The sequence below is a fragment of the Nonomuraea sp. NPDC050451 genome (assembly GCF_044458585.1).
Genome location: NZ_JBITHZ010000011.1, coordinates 24,903 through 45,664, shown reverse-complemented (window position 1 = coordinate 45,664; position 20,762 = coordinate 24,903). Strand labels below are relative to the sequence as shown.

At 67.8% G+C, this 20,762-nt stretch carries 17 protein-coding genes and 2 pseudogenes; 10 read left to right on the top strand and 9 right to left on the bottom strand.

All coding sequences use genetic code 11. From position 1 onward, the window contains the following. Both ACIBI9_RS30555 and ACIBI9_RS30550 read left to right on the top strand, forming a co-directional pair. Positions 1-1,308 (top strand): lanthionine synthetase LanC family protein, encoded by a 1,308-nt coding sequence (locus ACIBI9_RS30555; RefSeq protein ID WP_397226796.1) that lies wholly within the window; start codon positions 1-3, stop codon positions 1,306-1,308. 99 nt (positions 1,309-1,407) lie between these two features. Next, positions 1,408-3,693: a HelD family protein gene (locus tag ACIBI9_RS30550; protein WP_397226794.1), complete on the top strand. Its 2,286-nt coding sequence runs from the start codon at positions 1,408-1,410 to the stop codon at positions 3,691-3,693. 30 nt (positions 3,694-3,723) lie between these two features. Here the strand turns inward: ACIBI9_RS30550 and ACIBI9_RS30545 are convergent, their stop codons facing one another. Then, on the bottom strand, positions 3,724-4,116 hold the full coding sequence (locus tag ACIBI9_RS30545) for a MarR family winged helix-turn-helix transcriptional regulator (protein WP_397226792.1): 393 nt from the start codon (positions 4,114-4,116) through the stop codon (positions 3,724-3,726). 159 nt (positions 4,117-4,275) lie between these two features. On the opposite strand from ACIBI9_RS30545, the gene ACIBI9_RS30540 reads away from it, so the two are divergent. Then, positions 4,276-7,509 (top strand): efflux RND transporter permease subunit, encoded by a 3,234-nt coding sequence (locus tag ACIBI9_RS30540; RefSeq protein WP_397226790.1) that lies wholly within the window; start codon positions 4,276-4,278, stop codon positions 7,507-7,509. A gap of 191 nt (positions 7,510-7,700) precedes the next feature. After that, the gene (locus tag ACIBI9_RS30535; RefSeq protein ID WP_397226788.1) at positions 7,701-8,102 is read left to right on the top strand and encodes a hypothetical protein; all 402 of its coding nucleotides are present in this window, start codon (positions 7,701-7,703) and stop codon (positions 8,100-8,102) included. Positions 8,103-9,239: 1,137 nt separating this feature from the next. On the opposite strand, the gene ACIBI9_RS30530 is transcribed toward ACIBI9_RS30535, so the two are convergent. Continuing rightward, positions 9,240-9,458 carry an EF-hand domain-containing protein gene (locus ACIBI9_RS30530; RefSeq protein WP_397226786.1) on the bottom strand — a complete coding sequence of 73 codons (219 nt, stop codon included), beginning with the start codon at positions 9,456-9,458 and terminating at the stop codon, positions 9,240-9,242. Positions 9,459-9,469: 11 nt separating this feature from the next. On the opposite strand from ACIBI9_RS30530, the gene ACIBI9_RS30525 reads away from it, so the two are divergent. Together ACIBI9_RS30525 and ACIBI9_RS30520 are read left to right on the top strand one after the other, a co-directional pair. Continuing rightward, positions 9,470-10,102 carry a tyrosine-type recombinase/integrase gene (locus ACIBI9_RS30525; protein ID WP_397226784.1) on the top strand — a complete coding sequence of 211 codons (633 nt, stop codon included), beginning with the start codon at positions 9,470-9,472 and terminating at the stop codon, positions 10,100-10,102. Between the two features lie 177 nt (positions 10,103-10,279). Next, on the top strand, positions 10,280-10,849 hold the full coding sequence (locus ACIBI9_RS30520; protein ID WP_397226782.1) for a hypothetical protein: 570 nt from the start codon (positions 10,280-10,282) through the stop codon (positions 10,847-10,849). A gap of 520 nt (positions 10,850-11,369) precedes the next feature. Here ACIBI9_RS30520 and ACIBI9_RS30515 read toward each other — a convergent pair. After that, the gene (locus ACIBI9_RS30515; protein ID WP_397226780.1) at positions 11,370-11,897 is read right to left on the bottom strand and encodes a hypothetical protein; all 528 of its coding nucleotides are present in this window, start codon (positions 11,895-11,897) and stop codon (positions 11,370-11,372) included. 450 nt (positions 11,898-12,347) lie between these two features. On the opposite strand from ACIBI9_RS30515, the gene ACIBI9_RS30510 reads away from it, so the two are divergent. Next, positions 12,348-12,509 carry a hypothetical protein gene (locus tag ACIBI9_RS30510; protein ID WP_397226779.1) on the top strand — a complete coding sequence of 54 codons (162 nt, stop codon included), beginning with the start codon at positions 12,348-12,350 and terminating at the stop codon, positions 12,507-12,509. 171 nt (positions 12,510-12,680) lie between these two features. Then, entirely contained in the window at positions 12,681-12,866 is a 186-nt protein-coding gene (locus ACIBI9_RS30505) for a hypothetical protein (protein ID WP_397226777.1), read from the top strand. 337 nt (positions 12,867-13,203) lie between these two features. Here ACIBI9_RS30505 and ACIBI9_RS30500 read toward each other — a convergent pair whose 3' ends face one another. The 5 genes and pseudogenes from ACIBI9_RS30500 to ACIBI9_RS30480 all read right to left on the bottom strand — a co-directional run bounded on the left by ACIBI9_RS30500 (position 13,204) and on the right by ACIBI9_RS30480 (position 18,731). After that, a complete protein-coding gene (locus ACIBI9_RS30500; protein ID WP_397226775.1) occupies positions 13,204-14,457 on the bottom strand; it encodes a transposase in 1,254 nt (417 codons plus the stop codon). Positions 14,458-14,480: 23 nt separating this feature from the next. Next, a pseudogene (locus ACIBI9_RS30495) lies at positions 14,481-14,705 on the bottom strand (transposase); the annotation flags it as partial. A 355-nt stretch (positions 14,706-15,060) separates the two neighbouring features. Then, a complete protein-coding gene (locus tag ACIBI9_RS30490) occupies positions 15,061-16,095 on the bottom strand; it encodes a hypothetical protein (RefSeq protein WP_397226773.1) in 1,035 nt (344 codons plus the stop codon). 1,065 nt (positions 16,096-17,160) lie between these two features. Beyond that, positions 17,161-17,325, bottom strand: a complete 165-nt coding sequence (locus ACIBI9_RS30485) for a hypothetical protein (protein WP_397226771.1) — start codon at positions 17,323-17,325, stop codon at positions 17,161-17,163. 320 nt (positions 17,326-17,645) lie between these two features. Then, positions 17,646-18,731, bottom strand: coding sequence for a cyclase family protein (locus ACIBI9_RS30480; RefSeq protein WP_397226769.1), 1,086 nt, complete (start codon positions 18,729-18,731; stop codon positions 17,646-17,648). Between ACIBI9_RS30480 and ACIBI9_RS30475 the strand changes: the two are divergent. Both ACIBI9_RS30475 and ACIBI9_RS30470 read left to right on the top strand, forming a co-directional pair. Next, positions 18,721-19,563, top strand: a pseudogene (locus ACIBI9_RS30475) (transposase family protein). The gene ACIBI9_RS30480 and the pseudogene ACIBI9_RS30475 sit on opposite strands and share 11 nt — an antisense overlap. A gap of 83 nt (positions 19,564-19,646) precedes the next feature. Continuing rightward, positions 19,647-19,925 (top strand): hypothetical protein, encoded by a 279-nt coding sequence (locus ACIBI9_RS30470; RefSeq protein ID WP_397226767.1) that lies wholly within the window; start codon positions 19,647-19,649, stop codon positions 19,923-19,925. A 35-nt stretch (positions 19,926-19,960) separates the two neighbouring features. On the opposite strand, the gene ACIBI9_RS30465 is transcribed toward ACIBI9_RS30470, so the two are convergent. Next, complete coding sequence (locus tag ACIBI9_RS30465) at positions 19,961-20,455, bottom strand: hypothetical protein (protein WP_397226765.1); 495 nt, start codon at positions 20,453-20,455, stop codon at positions 19,961-19,963. Positions 20,456-20,762: the final 307 nt, after the last annotated feature.

Here is a 20,762-nt window from a genome sequence, read left to right as displayed (position 1 = left end):
ATGAGCCTGGATCCGACCCGCCCGTCCGGCGGTCCGCTGAGTGCCGCGATGGGGGCCGCGCGGTGGATCAGGACGGCGGCCGCGGGTGACGCGCGGGCGCGGCACTGGGTGGCCAACCCCGACCCGCGGGGCCGCTCCGCGCTGACGCCTGAGCCCGCCTCCCTGTACGGCGGCGCGGCCGGCATCGTGCTGTTCTTCCTGGAGCTGGCCGCCGCGACCGGGCGGGAGGAGTACCTGGAGGACGCCCGGGCGGGCGTGCGTTACCTGGTCGAAGCCGGGCCCGGGGTCGGCGACGTGACGTTCCACCACGGGCTGGGCGGGATCGCGGTCGCGTTGTGCGAGGCCGGGTGGGTGCTGGGCGACGGCGTGGCCGAGGAGGCGGCCGTGGCGGCGCTGGACCGGGTGGCGCGGGTGGCGCGGCCGATGGACGGCGGTCCCGGCTGGTCGGGCGATCCGGCGCAGCGGGGCGACGGCGGCGTCGTGCTGGCGCTGCTGCACGGCGCCGCGATGCTGGGGGTGTCGTCGTACGCGGAGCTGGCGGCCGAGGCGGGGCTGCGGGCGGCGGGGCTGGCGGTGCCGGGGCACCGCTTCGGCGACTGCGAGGGCCTGCCCGCGGACGCGGTCACGCCGGGGTTCCTGGCCGGTACGGCGGGCACGGCGTTCCTGCTGGCCCGCCTGTACGGGGTGAGCGGGGACGCCCGGTTCCTGGAGGCGGCGCGCAGGGGCGCGGATTTCGTGCGCGCGGTCAGCGCGGTGAGCGGCCGGCGCGCGCTGGTGCCGCACCACCTGCCGCAGGGGCGGGGGCTGCACTACCTGGGGTTCTGCTCGGGCTCCGCCGGGGTGGCGCGGATGTTCGTCGAGCTGTACCGCGCCGGGGGCGATCCGGCCGACCTGGAGTGGGCCGAGCGGCTGGCCACGGGGATCGTGACGAGCGGCGTGCCGGGCCGGCGGGTGCCCGGGCTGTGGGACACGGCCTGCCAGTGCTGCGGGCTGGCGGGGCTGGTGGAGCTGTTCGTCGGGTTGTGGGCGGTGACGGGGCGGGAGGCGTACCTGACCTTCGCCCGGACGCTGGGCGCGCACCTGGCGGGCAGGGCGAGCGGCGACGGCGGGGGTCTGCGGTGGTACCAGGCCTTCGAGCGGGTACGTCCCGGCGTGGTGAGCGCGGACACCGGGTACATGGCAGGCGCGGCGGGCATCGGCGCGGCGCTGCTGCATCTGGAGGCGGCGGGGCGGGGACGGCGGGTGATCCTGCTGCCGGACAACCCGTTCCCGGCGATCCCTGCGCCTTTGGGCACGCTGCCCGAATGACGCCATGAGGAGATTGCGCGCACGCACGCGCGGCGTTAAGCTCGATTGCCCAATTTCGACAAAGGCTCCACAATCCTCCGGTTAGGAGTATACCAGCGAATGGCTAATCGTCAAGATGGTCTTGCGGAAGCCCTTGACAGCGAACAGCGTACTGTGTCGTGGCTGTACGGCAGGCTCGACGTCGCCAGGGAGCGGGCCCAGACGGCGCTGCGTGACGTGTACGCCAGGGCCGGCGGCACCCGCCAGGCGATGGTCGAACGCGAGGCGATGGCCTCGGAGCAGTCCAGGAGGCTGGCCCAGCTGAACGCGGTCGAGCGGGGCCTGTGCTTCGGCCGCATCGACGACGGCGCGGGGCAGAGCACGTACGTCGGCAGGATCGGCCTGCGCGACGAGGAGCACGAGTCGGTCCTCATCGACTGGCGGGCGCCGGCCGCGCGGCCGTTCTACGTGGCCACGGCCACCGACCCGGGCGGGCTGGTGCGCCGTAGGCACCTGCACCTGAAGGACCGCACGGTGGTCGGCATCGACGACGAGGTGTTCGACCTGGAGGGGATGAGCGACGGCGACCGGCGCACGCTCGTCGGCGAGGCGGCGCTGCTGGCGGCGCTGCGCCGGGGCAGGACGGGCCGGATGGGTGACGTGGTGGCCACCATCCAGATCGAGCAGGACCGGGTGATCCGCGCCGCGCTGCAGGGCGCGCTGGTGGTGCAGGGCGGCCCGGGCACCGGCAAGACCGTGGCGGCGCTGCACCGGGCGGCGTACCTGCTCTACACCCACCGCGACACGCTGGAGCGGCGCGGCGTGCTGGTGGTGGGCCCCAACTCGATGTTCCTGCGCTACATCAGCCAGGTGCTGCCGGCGCTGGGGGAGACGCAGGTGGTGATGACCACGGTCGGGGAGATGTTCCCGGGGGTGCGGGCGAGCGCGGCCGACGCGCCGGCGACGGCGGTGGTCAAGGGCGACCCGCGGATGGCCGAGGTGGTGGCCCGCGCGCTGGAGCTGCGCCAGCGCGCGCCCGAGGGCGACCTGGTGGTCGAGCTGGACGGGCTCAACCTGCGGGTGCCGCACGAGACGTGCGTACGGCTGCGCGACCGGGCGCGGGCGGTGCGGCTGCCGCACAACATGGCCCGCAAGCTGTACGTCACCGAGCTGCTCAAGGAGCTGGCCAAGGCCGAGGCGCGGGCGCTGGAGGAGTCGCTGCACATCGAGGAACTGGTCATCGAGGGCGAACCGGAGCTGACGCAGCCGCTCGACCTGGAAGGCGACCTGGACGAGCTGGATCTGGAGCTGGCCTCGGGGCGGCTGTGGGGCGAGCCGGAGGTGCGGCGGGCGGTGGACGACCTGTGGCCGGAGCTGACGCCGCAGCGGTTGGTCTCGGAGCTGCTGGCCTCGCCGGAGACGCTGTGGTCGGTGGCGCCGTCGGGGCTGGACTGGCAGGAGCTGCTCCGGCCGGTGGACGCGCCGTGGACGGCCGGGGACGTGCCGCTGCTGGACGAGGCGGCCGAGCTGCTGGGCGAGGACGACTCGGAACGCCGGGTGGCGGCCAGGCGGGTGTCCGAGGAGCTGGCGTCGGAGGAGCTGTACGCGCTGGAGGTGCTGCAGACCACGGGGGTGCTGGAGGAGGGCATCTTCGACCGGGCCGACGTACTGGCCGAGCGGCACGCCGACGACGGGCTCGGGCTGACGACGGCCGACCGGGCGGTGGCGGACCGGACGTGGGCGTACGGGCACGTGATCGTGGACGAGGCGCAGGAGCTGTCGGCGATGGCCTGGCGGATGATCATGCGTCGGGTGCCGGCGAAGTCGCTGACCGTCGTGGGCGACCTGGCGCAGACGGGGTCGGCGGCCGGGGCGCGGTCGTGGGGGGAGGTGCTGGACCCGTACCTCGAAGGGCGCTGGCGCGAGGAGCGGCTGCTGGTCAACTACCGCACGCCGGTGGAGATCATGGAGGTGGCGGCGGACGTGCTGCGGGCGTTCGCGCCCGAGCAGGAGCCGCCCGAGTCGGTGCGCGAGGGCGGCTCGCGGCCGCGCGCGGTGCGCCTGCCGGTGGCCGGGCTGCCGGGGCTGGTGGACGGGGAAATGGCCTCGATCGGCGAGGGCCGGGTGGGCGTGGTGACCTCGGACGCGCGGCACGCGGAGGTGGCCCGGCTGTTCCCCGAGGGCGACCTCGACGCGCCGGTGGTGGTGCTGACGGTGGGGCAGGCCAAGGGGCTGGAGTTCGACGCGGTCGTGGTGGTGGATCCGGCGGGGATCATGGGGCAGTCGCCGATGGGGGGTCAGGACCTGTACGTGGCGGTGACGCGGGCCACCCGGAGGCTGACGGTGGTGTACGAGGGGGAGCTGCCGGAGGTGTTGTCCGGGCTGACTTCTGAATCTACAACGTAAAGGCGCCGGCGTCGTGCCATGGGGGGCCGGTCACTCGTTGTACAGCTTGTCGGCCACCGCGCGGATGGTGCGCGTGATGTGGTCGAGCGAGCGGAGGGTCTCGGTGTCGAGGTGGTCCAGAATGCGGCGGTAGTGCTCGAGCCCGGAGTTGTGGATCTCCTCGATCAGGGCGGCGCCGGCGGGGGAGAGCTCGGCGCGGCGGACCCGGCGGTCGTGGGGGTCCTCGTGGCGGGTGACGAGGCCGTGGGCCACGAGTCGGTCGACGAGGCCGGTGACGGTGCCGAGGCTGACGCCGAGGTGGTGGGCGAGCTCCTGGCCGGAGGCCGAGCCGTTGAAGGCCAGGAGCATGACGACATGGAGTTGTCGCATGGTCAGGTTGGAGGTGAACAGCGGGGACTGATGCTGGGCGAACAGTCTCCCCATGCCACGCTGTGTTTCGCTGATTCGACGGATCAGGTCTTCGCGTTCGTCGCTCACACTCACCTCTCGCTTCCTGAGAAGGTTATCAGGAAAGCTCAATCTGTCTAAATATTCGTTCAAGGCGAAGTGTTAGTCTGGGGCGAACTCTTGGAGGGGACGCCTATGACCGCATTCGCTCGGTTGAGCCTGGTCAATCGCAGCCTTGTGATATTGGTGGCGGTCGTGCTCAGCGCGTTCGGCGCGTTCACGATTCCGCAGTTGAAGCAGCAGTTGCTGCCATCTTTGAGCTTCCCTGGCGCGTTCGTGGTCGCGGCGTTCCCGGGTGCCTCGCCCGAGATCGTCGAGGACCAGGTGACGAAGCCGATCGAGGACTCGTTCCAGGGCCTGGCCGGGATGGAGCAGATGACCTCGACGTCGAAGGAGGGCCTGGCGCAGATCCAGGTGGCCTTCGAGTACGGCACGGACGTCGAGTCCTCGCTGAACAAGATGCAGCAGGCCATCAGCCGGGTTTCTCTCCCGGACGGGGTGGATCCGCAGGTCGTGGCGGGCAACACCGATGACATCCCGGTGGTCGTGCTCGCGGTCGGCGACGGCGGCGACGAGCGGGCGATGGCCGACAAGCTGCGGCGGATCATGGTGCCGGAGCTGCAGAGCGTTGAGGGCGTACGGGAGGCGTCGGTCACGGGCACGCGCGACGAGGTCGTGACGATCGAGCCGGACACCAAGAAGATGGCGAAGGCCGGGGTGTCGGCCTCGCAGATCCCCGACGTGCTGAAGGCGAACGGCACGCCGATCCCGGCGGGCACGCTGACCGCTGACGGCAAGTCGCTCACGGTGCAGGTGGGTACGCGGGTCGACTCGGTGGCCAAGCTGAAGGACCTGTACCTGACCCCGACCCAGCCGGCGGCCACCCCGCAGCAGCAGCCGAGCCAGGCCCAGGCCCAGGCCCGCCCGCAGACCGGGCAGCCGAGCCAGGCCCAGGCGGCGCTCGCGCAGCAGCAGGTGGCCAAGCCCAAGCCGCTCAAGCCGGTCAAGCTGGGCGAGGTCGCCGAGATCAAGCTGGGGCTCGCGGACGCGACGACGATCACCCGTACGGACGGCGGGACGAGCCTGGGCGTGTCGGTGACGATGGTGCCCGACGGCAACGCGGTGTCGATCTCGCACGCCATCCGCGAGAAGCTGCCCGAGCTGACCAGGTCGCTGGGCGACAGCTCGGACACGGCGGTGTCGGTGGTGTTCGACCAGGCGCCGTACGTGGAGGAGTCGATCCGGAGCCTGACCACCGAGGGTCTGCTGGGTCTGGCGTTCGCGGTGCTGGTCATCCTGGTGTTCCTGCTGTCGGTGCGGTCGACGCTGGTGACGGCGGTGTCGATCCCGCTGTCGGTGGTGATCGCGCTGATCGCGTTGTGGGCGGGCGACTATTCGCTGAACATGCTGACCCTGGGCGCGCTGACGATCGCGGTGGGCCGGGTGGTGGACGACTCGATCGTGGTGCTGGAGAACATCAAGCGACATCTCGGGTACGGCGAGGCCAAGCTGCAGGCGATCCTGACGGCGGTGCGCGAGGTTTCGGGCGCGGTGACGGCCTCGACGCTGACGACGGTGGCGGTGTTCGCGCCGATCGCGATCGTGGGCGGCATGGTGGGCGAGCTGTTCCGCCCGTTCGCGATCACGGTGGCGGTGGCGCTGCTGGCCTCGCTGGTCGTGTCGCTGACGGTGGTGCCGGTGCTGGCGTACTGGTTCCTGAAGGCGCCGGATCTGACGCCGGAGCAGGCGCGCAAGCAGCGCGAGGAGGCCGAGGCCAAGGAGCTGCGCTCGCCGCTGCAGCGGGCCTACCTGCCGGTGCTGCGGTTCGCGACCAGGTTCAAGCTGGTGACGATCCTGATCGGCGTGGCGGTGTTCATCGGCACGTTGGGCCTGGCCGGCGGGTTGCAGACGAACTTCCTGGACTCCTCGGGCCAGAACACGATCTCCCTGTCGCAGAAGATGCCGGTCGGTACGGACCTGGCGACCACGGACAAGGCCGCCCAGCAGGTCGAGGGCGTGCTGAAGGACCTGGACGGCGTGGAGACGTACCAGGTGAATGTGGGTGGCGGCAACGCCATGCAGGGCGGCGCGGTCGGCGGTGGCGCGGACCGGGCGTCGTACTCGGTGACGGTCAAGGACAGCGCCGACCCCGACAAGGTGCAGCAGCAGCTGCGCGAGCGGGTCGAAGGCCTGTCGGGCGTCGGCGAGGTCACGGTGGGCGGCGCCGGCGGGGGCGGGTTCTCCTCCGACACGATCGACGTGATCGTGCAGGCGCCCGACGCCGAGACGCTGCGCACGGCGACCGACACGGTGAAGACCGCGATGGGCGAGGTGTCGGGGCTCACCGAGGTGTCCTCCAACATGGAGACCAGCGCGCCGCGGGTCGAGGTCGTGGTGGACCGGCAGGAGGCCGCGGAGCGGGGCCTGTCGGAGGCGCAGGTGGGGCAGGCGGTGGCGCAGGCCTTCCGCGGCGCGCCGCTGGGCCAGATCACCCTGGACGGCCGCTCCAGTGACCTGGTGCTGCGTGGCGCGGACGCGCCGGACGACATCAAGGCGATCAAGGACCTGAAGCTGCCGACGGCGGCGGGCATGGTGAAGCTGTCGACGGTCGCGGACGTCAAGGAGGTGGCCGGGCCGACGCAGGTGACGCGGATCGACGGCGAGCGTTCGGCCACGGTGTCGGCCAAGGCGGCCGACGCCGGCAACCTGGGCGCCGTGACGCAGACGCTGACGACCAAGCTGAGCGGCCTGTCGCTGTCCGCGGGGGCCTCCTACGAGATCGGCGGCGTGTCGGCCCAGCAGTCGGACGCGTTCTCCGATCTGGGGCTGGCGATGCTGGCGGCGATCGCGATCGTCTTCCTGATCATGGTGGCGACGTTCCGCAGCTTCGTCCAGCCGCTGATCCTGCTGGTGTCGATCCCGTTCGCGGCCACGGGCGCGATCGGGCTGCTGGTGGCCACCGACACCGCGCTGGGCGTGCCGGCGCTGATCGGCATGCTGATGCTGATCGGCATCGTGGTGACCAACGCCATCGTGCTCATCGACCTGATCAACCAGTATCGCGAGCAGGGCATGGGCGTGGTGGAGGCGGTCATCGAGGGCGGGCGGCGCAGGCTGCGGCCGATCCTGATGACGGCGGTGGCCACGATCTGCGCGCTGACGCCGATGGCGCTCGGCGTGACCGGCTCGGGCGGGTTCATCTCGCAGCCGCTGGCGATCGTGGTGATCGGCGGTCTGATCAGCTCGACGCTGCTGACCCTGGTGCTGGTCCCGACGCTGTACACGATGGTGGAGCGGGCGAAGGAGCGGATGCGGCGCAAGCCGGCCGAGCCCAAGCACGAGGCGAAGGTCCTCACCCCGACCTCCTGACCTCCTGACAGAGGCGCCGGCTGCCCGGCGGGGTCACCACACCCCGCCGGGCACATGGCCGGATGGCGGCTGGATCGAAGATCTCGACGTGTCCGGGAGGACCTTCCAGCGCACGATCATGGCGGCCATCTCGCAGGTGGAGAAGGGCGCGGCCAGAGCGATCCTCGTGTGGCCGGTTAGGCCGTAACCGGATGGGCAACCAGCTCAACCTCGCCAGGCTCGAAGCGGCGGGCGGCGAACTGGTCTCGGCCACGGAGGAGGCGGACGCCACCACGGCGGGCGGTACGTTCACCCGCGGCATGCTGATGGAGCTCGCCGCCTTCGAAAGCGACCGGTCGGGCGAGCAGTGGGCGGAGGCGTACAGTCCGGCGCGGCCCAGGTGTTCGCGGGCTGCTACGAAACGTATGTGGCCGATCAGAACTTCGCCGCGCTGGCCGGGCGGCTTAATCGGCACGGGTTCACCACGGAGGGCGTCCGCGCGGGCTCCTGGAGTTGGTGTCGGGTTTTGGGTCATGCTGGTGGGGTGTGGGTTGATCTTGTTGAGGCTGCGGGTCGGTGTGGGGTGTCGGCGGGGTCAGTTAGGCGGTGAGTGAGCGAGGGATGGTTTGGGTCGGATGCCGTCGGGCCTACAACGATGATGACCAGCCGGGGGAAACGCTTGGGACGCTTGGACCGGCTGCTGCAAGTGGAGCGGCACATGCGCGAGCGGCGATGCAATCCGGGGGCGCGGTTGGAGGTCCTTGGGCGTAGGTCGCAGTAGTGGCGGTAGAGAGTGATGACGGTGCTGAATAGCAGGTAGATCAGCACGACTGTGAAGGTAAGCGCTCCAGCGATCGCGGCGGCGGTGAGGATGAACTCTTCTGTGAGCGCGCGAAATTCGCGGAGATGAGTGTGCACGCGAGGGCCCTCCGGACATCCCTATGGGCCCCCACCCTCATCAGCGGTTCATATTTTGCCTGACCGCTGCGCCTGAGCGTGGCGTTTCCCCATGTTGCCCGTGAGTAATTTAGGTCCAGGGTGGTGATAATGGTCCCTTATCGCTGGTCAGAAGGCGATCCATTGCCCGATCTGGAGGACGAACCAAGGCCGGACGATGCTGACCTGGCAACGAAGCCGGCCGGCGATGGCAGATGGGTGGTTCGGGGGACGGCCTGGAGCGGCGACGTAGCTTTGCCGTCTCCTTGTCCAGCGCCTGGTGTGGTTGGGATGAGGTTCGGGCGACAAACCGCTCATGATCCAGGCTGGGGAGTGGTACGACTCGACGCTGTTCGGCGCTCTCCTGGGTTTCTTGCAAGCGCCTTCACCGCAGCGGTGGGGTGGAAGATCAAGTTTGCCCGTGTTGATTCGCAGAGCCGATCGTGTGAGCCGGTTCCACTGTGGCAGAAGGCGTCGAACTGTGCCGTGTGTTCCTGGACGGTAAGCCGGTTATATGCCTGAGGAAAGCGCGAGGAGGGTTCGCGGTGCTTGGGTGGGGTGGGTTCGGGTCACGGTGGTATTTGATCGTAGGCAGTGTGGTGGGCGCTGCGGTGTTGATCACATTGCTATGCATTTTCGGCCCTTGACGCGCTGGTTACTGATCGGTAACCTGCGGGAACCCCTCTTCCGCCAAGTTGTGGGCATGTGGTGACCTGCGCGATTTGCGGGGGAATCGGCGACCGGGAAGCATTCCTCGCCCGGGTGCCTGCCTACCGGGGCGGCCGTATGATCGTTTGCGGTAGGCGAGTGCGCCGTTACTTGTTCCAGGCCACCAGGAACTCCGCCAGCGAGATGCGCCCGTCCGCGTCCCCATCGTGCTCGTCGGAGATCTTGAAGATGGAGTCGAGCTCGGTGGCGGTGACCTCCTCGCCGCGCGTGTTCATGGCGAGCGTGAACTCCTCTCGCGTGATGTATCCGTCCCCGTCGCGGTCGAACTCCTGGAACGTGGCGGTCGGGTCGTCGAGATCAGGCATGGTGACCTCTCATGGTGCGATTCATGCGATGTATGGACAAGGCAACATCGAAGCACGAGCTTGTACCCCACGCGAGGGATGACGGACCGAAAGACGCCGGTGGCGGGTACGAGCGCGGCCATCGCCCCCTGTGGATCGTCGGCAAGGGCGCCAAGCCGAAGACGCGCAAGGTCTCGCCGGCGGTGGCGCACGCGATCAACTGCTATCTGGCCGACCGGGCGGAGCGGGCCGGGCTGACTGTGGAGCAGCTGGACGGGCCGCGGTTCGCCTCCGCCTCGGGGCGGCGGCTAGACCGCAAAGACGTGTACGAGCTGGTCGAGCGCATCGGGCGGCAAGCCGGGATCGAGGGCCTGCACCCGCACCAGCTGCGGCACACGTTCGCGACGCTGGCAGAGGAGTCCGGCGTTGGCGTGAAGAAGATCCAGGCCGCACTCGGACACGCTAACTCCGCGACGACGGACATCTACCTGGAGGCGCGAGACCGGCTGGAGGGTGACCCGTCCGACCTGGTCGCCGCGGCGATGGGGTCCGGCCCGCGCTGTAGATCGCGTGGCGTAGGTTGCCCCCGACATAGGGGCCAAGACGCGCCCCTCCCGCGTGAAGACGGAGTCGCTGGTGAGCCGCCTGTACTGACACATCCCTGATGTTGCGCGGATGGTGGAGAGGCTGGGATGGCGGGATATCCCCGCTGGATTGGCAACTTCTTCATTTGGTGCAAAAAGCTCGCCAATTCGTTTGCGGTGGCGTGTCGATCAAGTGGCGTTGATCACTGGCGACTAGTTTCATCCTACTAACAGGACGTACTGAAGCAGGAGGTTCGCATGAACGGAATGGGAAGACTCGCCGCAATTCTGGCCATTTCGTCGGGCACCGCCGCTATCGGTGGGGCAGGCTCGCCGGCATTCGCGGATCCTCCTCCGATCATCGATATCGTCGACGATATCGCTCCGAACGCGAACGTACTCTCACACCTGCTCCCGAACCTGAACGTGTCACCTTCAATCGTGTGCATCCCCACGGCGCAAAATACGACCTCCATCACGGGAAACAACAACCAGACAACCACCAACCAGACCAACAACTGCACACAGAGTGCGCAGCAAACCGCAGGTGACGCTCTCAGAGATCACCAAGTAGTGGTCAGTGACCCGATAACGGTCGGACAGAATTCTTTCAGCGACCGCACGCAACCCTGCCCTAACGGGAAGGTTGTTCTCGGAGGAGGTTATCGAATTACTTCGAGCGAAATCGATCGATTTTCAGATGACGATATATTCATATTGGCAGACGAACCGACTCCTGATGGCACCGGATGGAGAATCTTTCTTTTTAACGGCACAGGAGATTCCCTGACATACGTTATTAGGGCGACCTGCGCCAACCCTTCCTAGCTCGCGCAGATGGCTTCGATCGGCCTGCCTGATCCTGCGGGTAATGGCAGGCCCTTGTGAGCCTAAGGGCCAATAGAGAGAGCGGCGAGGATCTGGCTGTGGGGCCAGCATGAGGCCGCGTGTGAGTGCCGACTCCACCCGTGGCTGGAAGTGCCGCTCGACGAGCGCGTCGGCAGAAAAGCCGATGAAATAACCATTTGGACCTTGGTGACGGTGCACGACCTGCTGGCGGTGGACCAGGACAGACGCGCGCGGACAGCTAGGCTGCGTGTACCCTCATGATCAGTCTGGGATTCGTATAGGTACGTCGGATTTCCTATCGTGTGTACGGTTCAGACGCGCTGAGGGCGTCTCTCCTTCGGGAACGCGACGTCCCCCATACTTTTCGGGTACCCCCTGAAACGATCACCTCTCAGATACATGATCACGAGCAAGGCCCTGGATACTCCTCGGTCCAGGGCCTTTCGCGTGCCCTTTGACCAGCGCCGGAACGGTCACGTTGCCGAGGCCGTGTGGGGCACTAGTACCTGCGGCAGTCGTGCTTGGCGAGAGTCAGGGTCATCCCGGCGACCTGGTTGGTCTTGTAGGAAATGTAGAAGAGGTAGAGCGCCTTCTTGTTGCCCGGTACGTCGGCGGTGGGATAGCCGCCCGGGCCGCGCCGCAGGTTGGGGTAGGCGGCCTTCAGTTGCGCCTTGGTGGAGCCGATGCCGATGCCCTGGGGCGTCTTGAGGTCAGTGGGCGCGACGATCATGGTCATGCCGTACTTCTTGGAGATGTACATCCCCACCCGGTAGTTGGGGTACGGGTTCTCCTTCAGGTCCCAGCCCGTGCATCCGGCGTGGTCCCCCACTGATTTGCGGACGATTCTCCCGGTCGCCTTCGCTTTTGCGGCGGTCATGCCGAGCTTCAGGCTGCCGTACCCGTACGGTCCCAGCGTCGCCTTCCGGGCGGCGAACGCGGCGGGCGCTCCGGCGACCGGCACGAGCCCGCCCGCCAGCGCCACCACCAGCGCCGACCGGCCGATCCGTAGGGCGTTCGTTCGGTTCATTGCACTTCCTCCTTGATCTTTGACTTGATCACTTTAGTGATAGTCCGGATTGGTTGTTGGGGATTCGTGGAGCTGCGGGCAGGCACCGCCGCACTCGGATCACCGGCCGACGCTGGATTACAGGTATTCAGCCCTTTGGGAGATCCCCTCATGTGGTGGCCTTCGATCGACTACCTCAAGCGGGACGGCCGCCAGCGCGGCATGCTCGCTCACCGCGGCTTCTGGCGGCACGACGTGTCCCGGCTCATGCTGTGGTGCCGCCTCCGCGGGCACGTCAACGGGTACGGCCCGCACATACCAGACGCGAACGCCGCGCGCTGGGTCACCTGCGACCGGTGCGGCGTCCGCCCACGATCCGCAGGGCAACCTGCCTCCCAAACGGTTCGAGCTCGGCCAGCCGTACACCAACGACCTGGTATCGGCCTGAGTTCATCCAGGCGATGCGCGAGCTTGGCGCGTCCACATGAGGTCCCCGGGCCGTGGCCGGACCGTCCGACCGGCACCCTCGGCCGCGAACTCGTCATCGGCCGGACCTTCGGCGTCTTCTCCGCCGAGGTCACCATCGGCGCCGTCGGCGCGGAGCACACCCTGTCCGGGCACCTGCGGGCGTGACCGTTCGGTGCGCTGTACCTGCACACTGAAGGGTTTGGCGCTTGGCTGCAACGCCGTCTCATTCCTGAGGGCTACACGTCGCGGGCGATCAACATGTAGGTCGACGACTGGGCGATCCGCTGGCAGCGGTGGGCGCGTGAGCATGAGTGGTCGCGAGATGACCCGTGGTGGATGCACGGCCGTATCAGCCTCGACCTGGTCAGATCCCGATACTCCTACGAGACGGTGGACAGGCCGGTGCTCGGCTGGGTCGCGATGGCCGACGGCGACACCCACCAGGTACAGCTCACCCTCCAGCGGCAGCGGCTCGGCCGTCCCGGTCGAGTCGTTCCGACGCGGGCGCGGAGGCGTACCTGATCGCGAACAGCCGCACCAGCGAGAAGGGCGGCTGGGAGGAGCGGATGCTTGCCGAGGTCCTGGCGACGTCCGCGACGCCGACCCGGACCTGCTCGCCGCGACCGGCTACACCGACCAGGACCTGACCCGGCTGGCCGCGGCTAACGACCATCGGCCGGACGAGCGACCCGAGGAACTGCCCGAGCTGGGCAACGCCATGAGGACGTCCGCCCGGAGGTTGGGGCGTCATCGTCACCTGCGACAACGAAAAGAGCAGACCCGCCTACTCGAGCGTCTGACGGACGAGGGGTGGCAGGTCAGAGCGCTGATGTGAGCATGTAAGCGGAAGCATCCATCGCTATGACGTAGTTGGTGTGCTCGGGTTTTCTGGTGTGGCTTCGACGCTGTCGGCTGTCGGCGTGCCTCGTCTTACAGCGCGAAGCAGATCGCTCGGGAGCTTCGCCAGGGCGATACGGATGAGGGCGACGTACCGTACTTCCGAGAGTTTGCCGTCATGACGCAGTTGTGCGGCACTCACCACAACGAGCGTGAGTAGGCCACCGACTATGACGACTGGCAGCCACCAGACCGAAATGACTTTTCCTACGGCCATGAGTGTTAGCGCCACGGCTATGAACACCAGTAGATAGAAGGTGCCGGTCGGCCATGGTGTCCCTGAGCTGCCGGTCTTACCGGTGATCGCCGCGTGAGCTCGAATCACGTCATCGGTCGAGCCGCTAAGAGCCTGCTGACAAAGGCTTAAGTGCTCATGGGGATGGGCCCGTAGAGGGCTGGCCCAAGCTTGTTGATGTAGCCCTGCTGGGACCACTGAGACAGTTGAACGCGGAAGCTGTTGACGTTCTCGATTCCGAGGATGGCGGCCAACTCGCTCCCTCTCCACGCCCGCCAGGGCTGAGCGGCTAGCAGTTTCAGGACGTTGCCGCGCCGGTCGTGGCTGGACAGCTCTGGCAGCGGTGGCGGGTCGCTCCAGCGGCCATGGGGTGGTTGTCCTGCCAGTTCGCGGGTCAGGCGGCGGGTCATCTGGTGCACGGTGGACCACCAGATCATGGCTTCGTGGTGTTCGGGCTTGCGTTCGTAGATCCGCACCAGTCGCCGGTAACGAGTCAGCCAAGCGAATGTTCGTTCTGCCACCCACCTGCGCTGGCAACACGACGAAACCGCGCAGGTCATCAGAGCGCTTGACGATCGTAACGGTCAGGTGGAGCACCTCACGCGCCCAGGTAAGCAGGCGTCCAGCGTAGCCGCCGTCCGCCCACACCAGCGCGACGGTGGAGAACTTCTCCCGCAGCAGGGCCAGCAACGGGTGCGCGCCGTCACGGTCCTGGACCGACGCGGCGGTGACGATCACGCACAACAGCAGCCCGAGCGTGTCGACCGCGATATGCCGCTTTTGCCCCTTGATCTTCTTGCCCCCGTCAAAACCGCAGGCCGTGGCCCAGACGGTCTCGGCCGCCTTGACCGTCTGGGAGTCGACGCACCCCGCCGTCGGCAACTCGCCGCGCCCGGCCAGCACCCGCAGCCGTCCGCGTAACCGCCCGGCGAGCCGTTCGGGAAGACCACGCCGGGACCAGCGCAGGAAGAACGCATACACCGCCTGATGCGGAAGTCCACCGGCAGGGCCCGCCACTCGATCCCGTACCTGGTCACGTAGCCGATCGCGTCCAGCATCGCCCGCAAGTCATGGACCATCGGCCTGCCAGTGGTCGCGACCAGTTCGGCCATCACCGCCCGCGCCTCGCCTTCCAGCACCGCCCACTCGGCATCGCTCAGATCCGACGGATATGACGGCTTGCGGCCATAACATCGGCACCCCGGTGAAGCACGACCACTGGCACCCACGGACGTGAGCGTGTAAACAGTCAACCACGGGCTCCTGGCCGCCGAGATGCATAGACAACACCTCAGCTACCAGAAGCCCGCTCCCATTCAGGGGTCAACGACCCCAAAATGACCGCATCTCAGTGATCTCCTGACCCCGCCTTCGAGTATCAAATCCCTATGTCAGCAGGCACGCGCAGAGCTACCACCGTTACAGACAAGGGCTCAGTGCTTCGGGAGGCACCCGAACTGCATCGCGTTCGATCTTCACGAGTACAGCAATCGGCCACCGACCATGGCCGCGACGCTCAATTGTGGGAATCCGGTCAGGGTGCGACTGCATTGAGCACACACGAGGGAGCACAAGTTTGACGACCTACTGGATGCTCCAGCGGTGCGGATGCGAGGGAACGGGGCAGGCGAAGACGTTCAGCTGCCCCCAATTACCCACGGCGACCTCGGTCGGCGTGGCGAACCGGTGCGTGGGCAGGTCCTGTTCCTCGAGCGGCTTCCAGCTGCCGCTGCCGCTGCCGCCGTCCCACTCCTTGCTGTCGATGGTCAGCAGTAGGTCCATCGGTGCCGTGCAGGCTCGGCAGTCCATGGGAGACGGGTCGGTCTTGTGCCACGACGCGAACCCTCCGGCGCGCCAGCCGGGCGGAATGGACAGGTCGTGCTGGTAGGTGGGTGCCTTGGGTGCGTCGTCGTCCACCGTCTCTTCGGCCTCCTCCTCAAGGGCTTCCTCCCGGGCGTAAATCCGGGCGCGCAGGTCCTCGGGCAGCAGTCCGGCGAACGGGTAGGTGGCCACTTGTTCCGGGTGCAGCACGCAGGGCTCCGGGACGTATCCTTCAAAACCCACGACTGCTGGTCGGGGTGGCGCGGCCAGGACCTCGGCCACCTCGGAGGATCGGCGCCAGCGGAGGTCCAGCGACATGCCGTAGCCGGTCGGCCCGTGCCGGTCGAACGGGCACCAGAACACCTGGAGCAGGTCGCACCCGTCCGGTCCCGCCAGCAGGTCGGGAACGTCCCGCCGGTACAGCTGAGCGACGCCGATCATCGGCAGGGGATCGGTGTCGGCCACCCCCGCGACGCGATGCTCCCGCGCCAGCTCCTCCAGGAGTGCCCGCTCCTCCGTCGTGGGACCGGGGTCCGAATCGCGAGCCCAGGCGGCTTCGAGAACCTGTCGCTCCCGATGGATGTCCGCGGGGCGCCGGCCTTTCCCGCGCCGGTGCGGCTCTGTGCACACCGGCCACGGCTCGTCCGCCGGCCACAGCAGGGGCCCGCCCACGGAACTGGACGACACGTCCGGGCTGCCCTGACGCGGGTGCAGCCGGGTAGTCGTGCCGCGGTAAGCGGCCAGCTCCGGGAAGAGCAGCTCAACGTCGAGCGGGCGCGGTGGGGTGGTCCTCGTCACGGATACGATCTTAGACAGCACCTCAGCTACTGGGAGCCCGCTACCATTCGCGGGTCAATTAGCCCGAACATGACCAAACCCGACCGTCTCCTGGCTCGAACTCCGACACCAAATCCCTTTGTCAGCAGGCTCTAAGACTTTCAAGGCTGCCGTTGCGTCGGAAGGTAGCCCCACACCGCGGGCAAAAGCCGTCGTCGTCCATCAGGGCTCTGCAACGGACACATACGTCGGCTCGGCGCTGGTCAGGTTGTTCCGCCATGCACATATGGTCCGACGTTTGCTCGGCCGATGCACGGCGTTGAGGCCAAAAGGCTGCGTCGGGCTTGATGTGCGGACTGGAGAATCATGCATGTTGAGATCACCCTGTCGTCTCCGGTGCAGAAGTCGGTGCGGGTGCTTCAGCTACAGGGCCTGTTCGATGTGCCCCTCGACGACAAGCTGACCAGCTCCTGGTCAGTCGTGGAACATCGGCCTTCTCGTCGGCCCGTCCGGCGCAGGTAAGTCAACGATCACGCGCAAACTGTGGCCGGAGGCCCTCGTCGGCGCCCAGGACTGGACGGACGGGGCGCCCGTGTCGATCCAGGTGACGGCTATCAATCCTGTCGCCGAGCCCACCTCGCAGACCGTTAACCGCGAGCTGGCCTATGCGGGAATGTTGGGCGTGTTGTGACCGGGCCAGATATCACGGCGCAATCCGCAGACGGAAATGCCGGACAGACGTGTCGGCCCCTCGCAGTTGCCATCCTCGACCCGCACTCGCGCACTGTCCTCGTCACCGCGACGGCCACCTCCACCACGGCGGAATCCAAGCTGGATATCCGGGCCAGGCGCACCTTCCTCTGAGCAAGGCCTCGGCCCACGCGCAGAGGAGTCGTGCCGGTCATTTCCACCTCCTGCGCGGGCCTCAGCCGCCTCGTGGTCGCCGACGGGTCGGGCCACGGTCGTACCTGCTGTTGCTCCGCATCGCGGTCTCCTGCCGCGTCGCCGTCCGGGACGTTGGTCGCCACGGGGAAGCATGGCGGGCCGCCGAGTACTTCCCCCACCCGGCGCCCGGTCCGCCCGCTGTCACCCCGGTTTCCCCAGGTCAGGTGCGGTGTCAGCAATCGGCCGCCACCGGGTTCGATGTGCGAACCACTGCTCGGCGCCGTACTCCTCGAACATCCCCACCTCGGTGAAGGCCATCGTCGCTGCGAGACGCATCGAGCAGCCGTTCGCGGTCTGCGTACTCAACGACTATCGGCTCTCCTCGCGCGGCCGAGCACCACCGACGTAGGCACCCGCCTCCAACGAGTCGAACAGCTCGACGAACACCACACGATCCCGAGCCTGCGACTCGCGCAGCACGAGTCGCTCGGTCCTGATCGGGGCGGGCGGCCAGACGGCGGGTCCAACGTCAGTCCGGCCGGCAGCTATCGCACGCTGCAACACCCCGCCTTGAGGCGCTCGTGCCGCCTGGTTCCCGACCAGCACGGCGTGTCCTCACCGACCACGACCGCGTTCCGGGTGCGGGCCGGGTCCTTCATGGCGTCGCACCTCCTCGTGAACCGCGGTCAGAAGGTGGCGATCGGGTTGACCGGGCTGCCGGACGTACCGGCGAAGCGGACCGGCGCGACTGCGAGGTGGAAGTCCCACTGGCCGAGCTCGGCAGCCGTCGTCGCGCACGCCTCCAGGTCGCAGTTGTCGAGCATCCACAGACCCATGGCGACGAGGCTCACGGCGTGAACCGGCATCAACACGTCTTCGTACCCCGATGGCTGAACGTCCTGCGGGGTGTCAGCGCCGATCAGCGCGACCTGCCGTTCATGCAGCCACGGCAGGCAGGACGCGTGCCACCCGGCCTGCGTGAAACCGCTGACCGCACCGGTCTCGTGCCGGACGCGGCCATAGCCGGTCCGCAGAAGTACCGCATCGCCGGATCGCACCCGCACGCCCTGGCGACGCTCGGCCTCCTCGAGATCGTCGGGGAACACACCCTGCCCCGGTTCCAGCCACGGCACATCCCGCACGCTCGCAATGTCGAGCAGGACACCACGCGTGATGATCCCGTTCGCCGCCGCCGTGACGGACGCCCACGCCGATCCCGTTGCGGGGTCGACCAGCGAGTGCGACCGCCCGTTGTACATCGTGCCGTCCCAGAAGATGTGGCACGGCGAGTCGACGTGGGTGAGGGTGTTGCCGTGGAACGTGATGCCGAGCCGCTCGGAGGAAAAGCCCCAGCGCCGGTCGTTGTGGAATGCGGGCACCGGCATGTTCTCGGCACCCGGCATGTCGGCGGCGCACGGGCACGTCGTCGTCGACCGCTCCATGTCTTCCGGTACGGCAACCTCCCATGCGCACGACACGCTCCTGCCGTGGCGCACGGCCCGCGCCGCCGCCAGCCGGACGTCGTCGGTGATGTGGTTCAGAGTGCCGAGCTCGTCGTCGTCGCCCCACCGTCCCCAGTTCGACAGCGTGTCGAAGTATCCGAGCACGTCGTCCTGTGTGGGCATCGGTCGCCCTGCCGTCATCCCAGCATCGACTCCTCCGGTCACGTGGTTCGAGGCACCGCAGGCAGGGTATCCCGCCCTCTCTTTTGATACGACCTCGCCGGGGCCGGAGAGACGGTGTGAGGGTCTTTGCAAAGAGATCAAGTTCAAGCGAGAGGCTTCACTCGTCGTTCAGATCACCTATGCCGCCGTGCTCGACGTCCGCCGGGAGATCGTGCTGCACCTGTCGCACCTGCTGCGGCAGCGCCGCCAGAGGGTCGGTCGGCACGCGCAGGAACCGGCGAGCATTGGGTGCTTCAAACAGGCCGTCATGGTGCTCCGCTGGTTTCTGGATGGCACCCGCCTCCAGCAGCTGAGCAGGGATGACAACATTGGTGGATCGACGGCCTATCGGCTGCTGCATGAGGGCATCGATGTCCTGGCCGCGCAGGCGCCAGATCTGAAGACCGCGCTGGAGTGCGCGGCCAAGGACGGGGCTGACGCATCTCAATCTTGACGGCACACTGATCCACACCGACAGAATCTCCACCCTCGGGCTTAACAGCGCCGACCTGTACTGGTCGGGCGAGCACGAACACCACGGCGGCAACGTCAGGTCATCTCCGCGCCGGATGGCTGGCCGATCTGGGTGTCGGCGGTCCGGCCGGGGCGTGAGCACGACCTGACCTGCGCCCGTACCCATGGCCTGGTGGAAGCCCTGTCGCTCGCCACCACCCAGACCGCTCTCGCTCACCGACCTGGGATACGAGAGGGCCCGGGAGATATTCAGGATGCCGTTCAAGAAGCCCAAGGGGGGCCGGCTCACCAAGCCGCAGCGTGCGTTCAACCAGCTCCTGAGAGGCATCCATGGAATCGGCGAACGGGCGAACACCCTGCTCAAGACCACATTCAAAGCCTGCGCCGAGCCAGCCTCGACGCGAACCGGATCGCCCAGATCGCAGCCCTCGTCCTGCTTCAGCTGGAGTACGGACGGAGCATGTAAGGCAATCACGTACCGCTACGAGCAGTTACAGGGAAAGGTTCACTGGACGTTGGCGTCCGCCCGGCCTGGGTGGGCGCTTTCGCATGTCCGCACCTTGTTGGAAGGAGGGAGTCCCCATCACCTTTGGCAAGCCCAATGTCGAGCGGAACGTCACGGCCGCCACCGCCGCAGGCTCCTACCTGGGCCTGCTCGCGGTTCTGACCGTCCTGCACGCCATCAACGCCGACCTGGACCTCATCTCCTTCCTGCCCGACTGGCTGGAGTCGCTGTCGATTCCGCTGCTGCCGGGCCTGATCACGTACGTGTCCGGATATAAGGCAAAGCACACCGCCCGGTCGGACCTGCCGCTCGATCAGCGGTAGGCCAGTAGTCGGATCCCTTGTTGACCAAGCCCTCCTCAGTCCGAGGCCCGAGGATTGGATCCCACGCCGAGCGCGGCCAACGCCCGCTCCAGTTCCCCGGTCTGGCCGAGGGCGGCCCGCAGCCCGTCGACCTTCCCGTCTGCGAACGTCACCTCGTAGTCATTGGTGTAGCTGCCGCTGTCGAAGTGCGCCTTGCGCGTGAGGCGCATCGTCGGGCCGTGGCCCGCCGCCAGTTCCCGCACCAATCTCGACCGGTACGGCATCAGGTGCGGGACGACGACCCACAGGAGGACGCCGGCGACGGATCCGGCGGCCAGGGCGAGCAGCGCCGACATGACGATCGCCGCAACCTCTCCCTGGGCTGCCGAGCTGATGAAGCCGGCCACGGCGACGGCTGTCAGAAGCCCGAACAGGAGCACATACACGCCCATCCGCAGACCGGCCCGCACGTACGCGTCGCGCACCACGTCCAGCGGGCCGGACCCGGCGGAGTCGAGGGGTTCGCGGGAGTCAGGCGCCGGCTGGCTCATGCCGTCAGGATAGGAACCCGGAATGCCGACCGGCCATATCTGCTTCCGCTACGCCCCCGTGCCTGGAGCGCAAATGACGATCGGGTCGTCGCGGTAGCAGGTGGGCCAGATACGGACCTGTTCGGCGTCGATGAACTACGCGATGCCAGTGTCCGTGTCGTCCCCCGCCTCGTGAAGATCCGCAAGGCTCAGGCCGAGCGTCTCCAGTAGCTCCGTCAGCTCGTGCAGTTGGAAGTAGCCGGGCACTGACCCACGGCCGCGCCGCCTCGCGTGACGAGATACCAGACCTCGCCCGGCGGGTCGGACG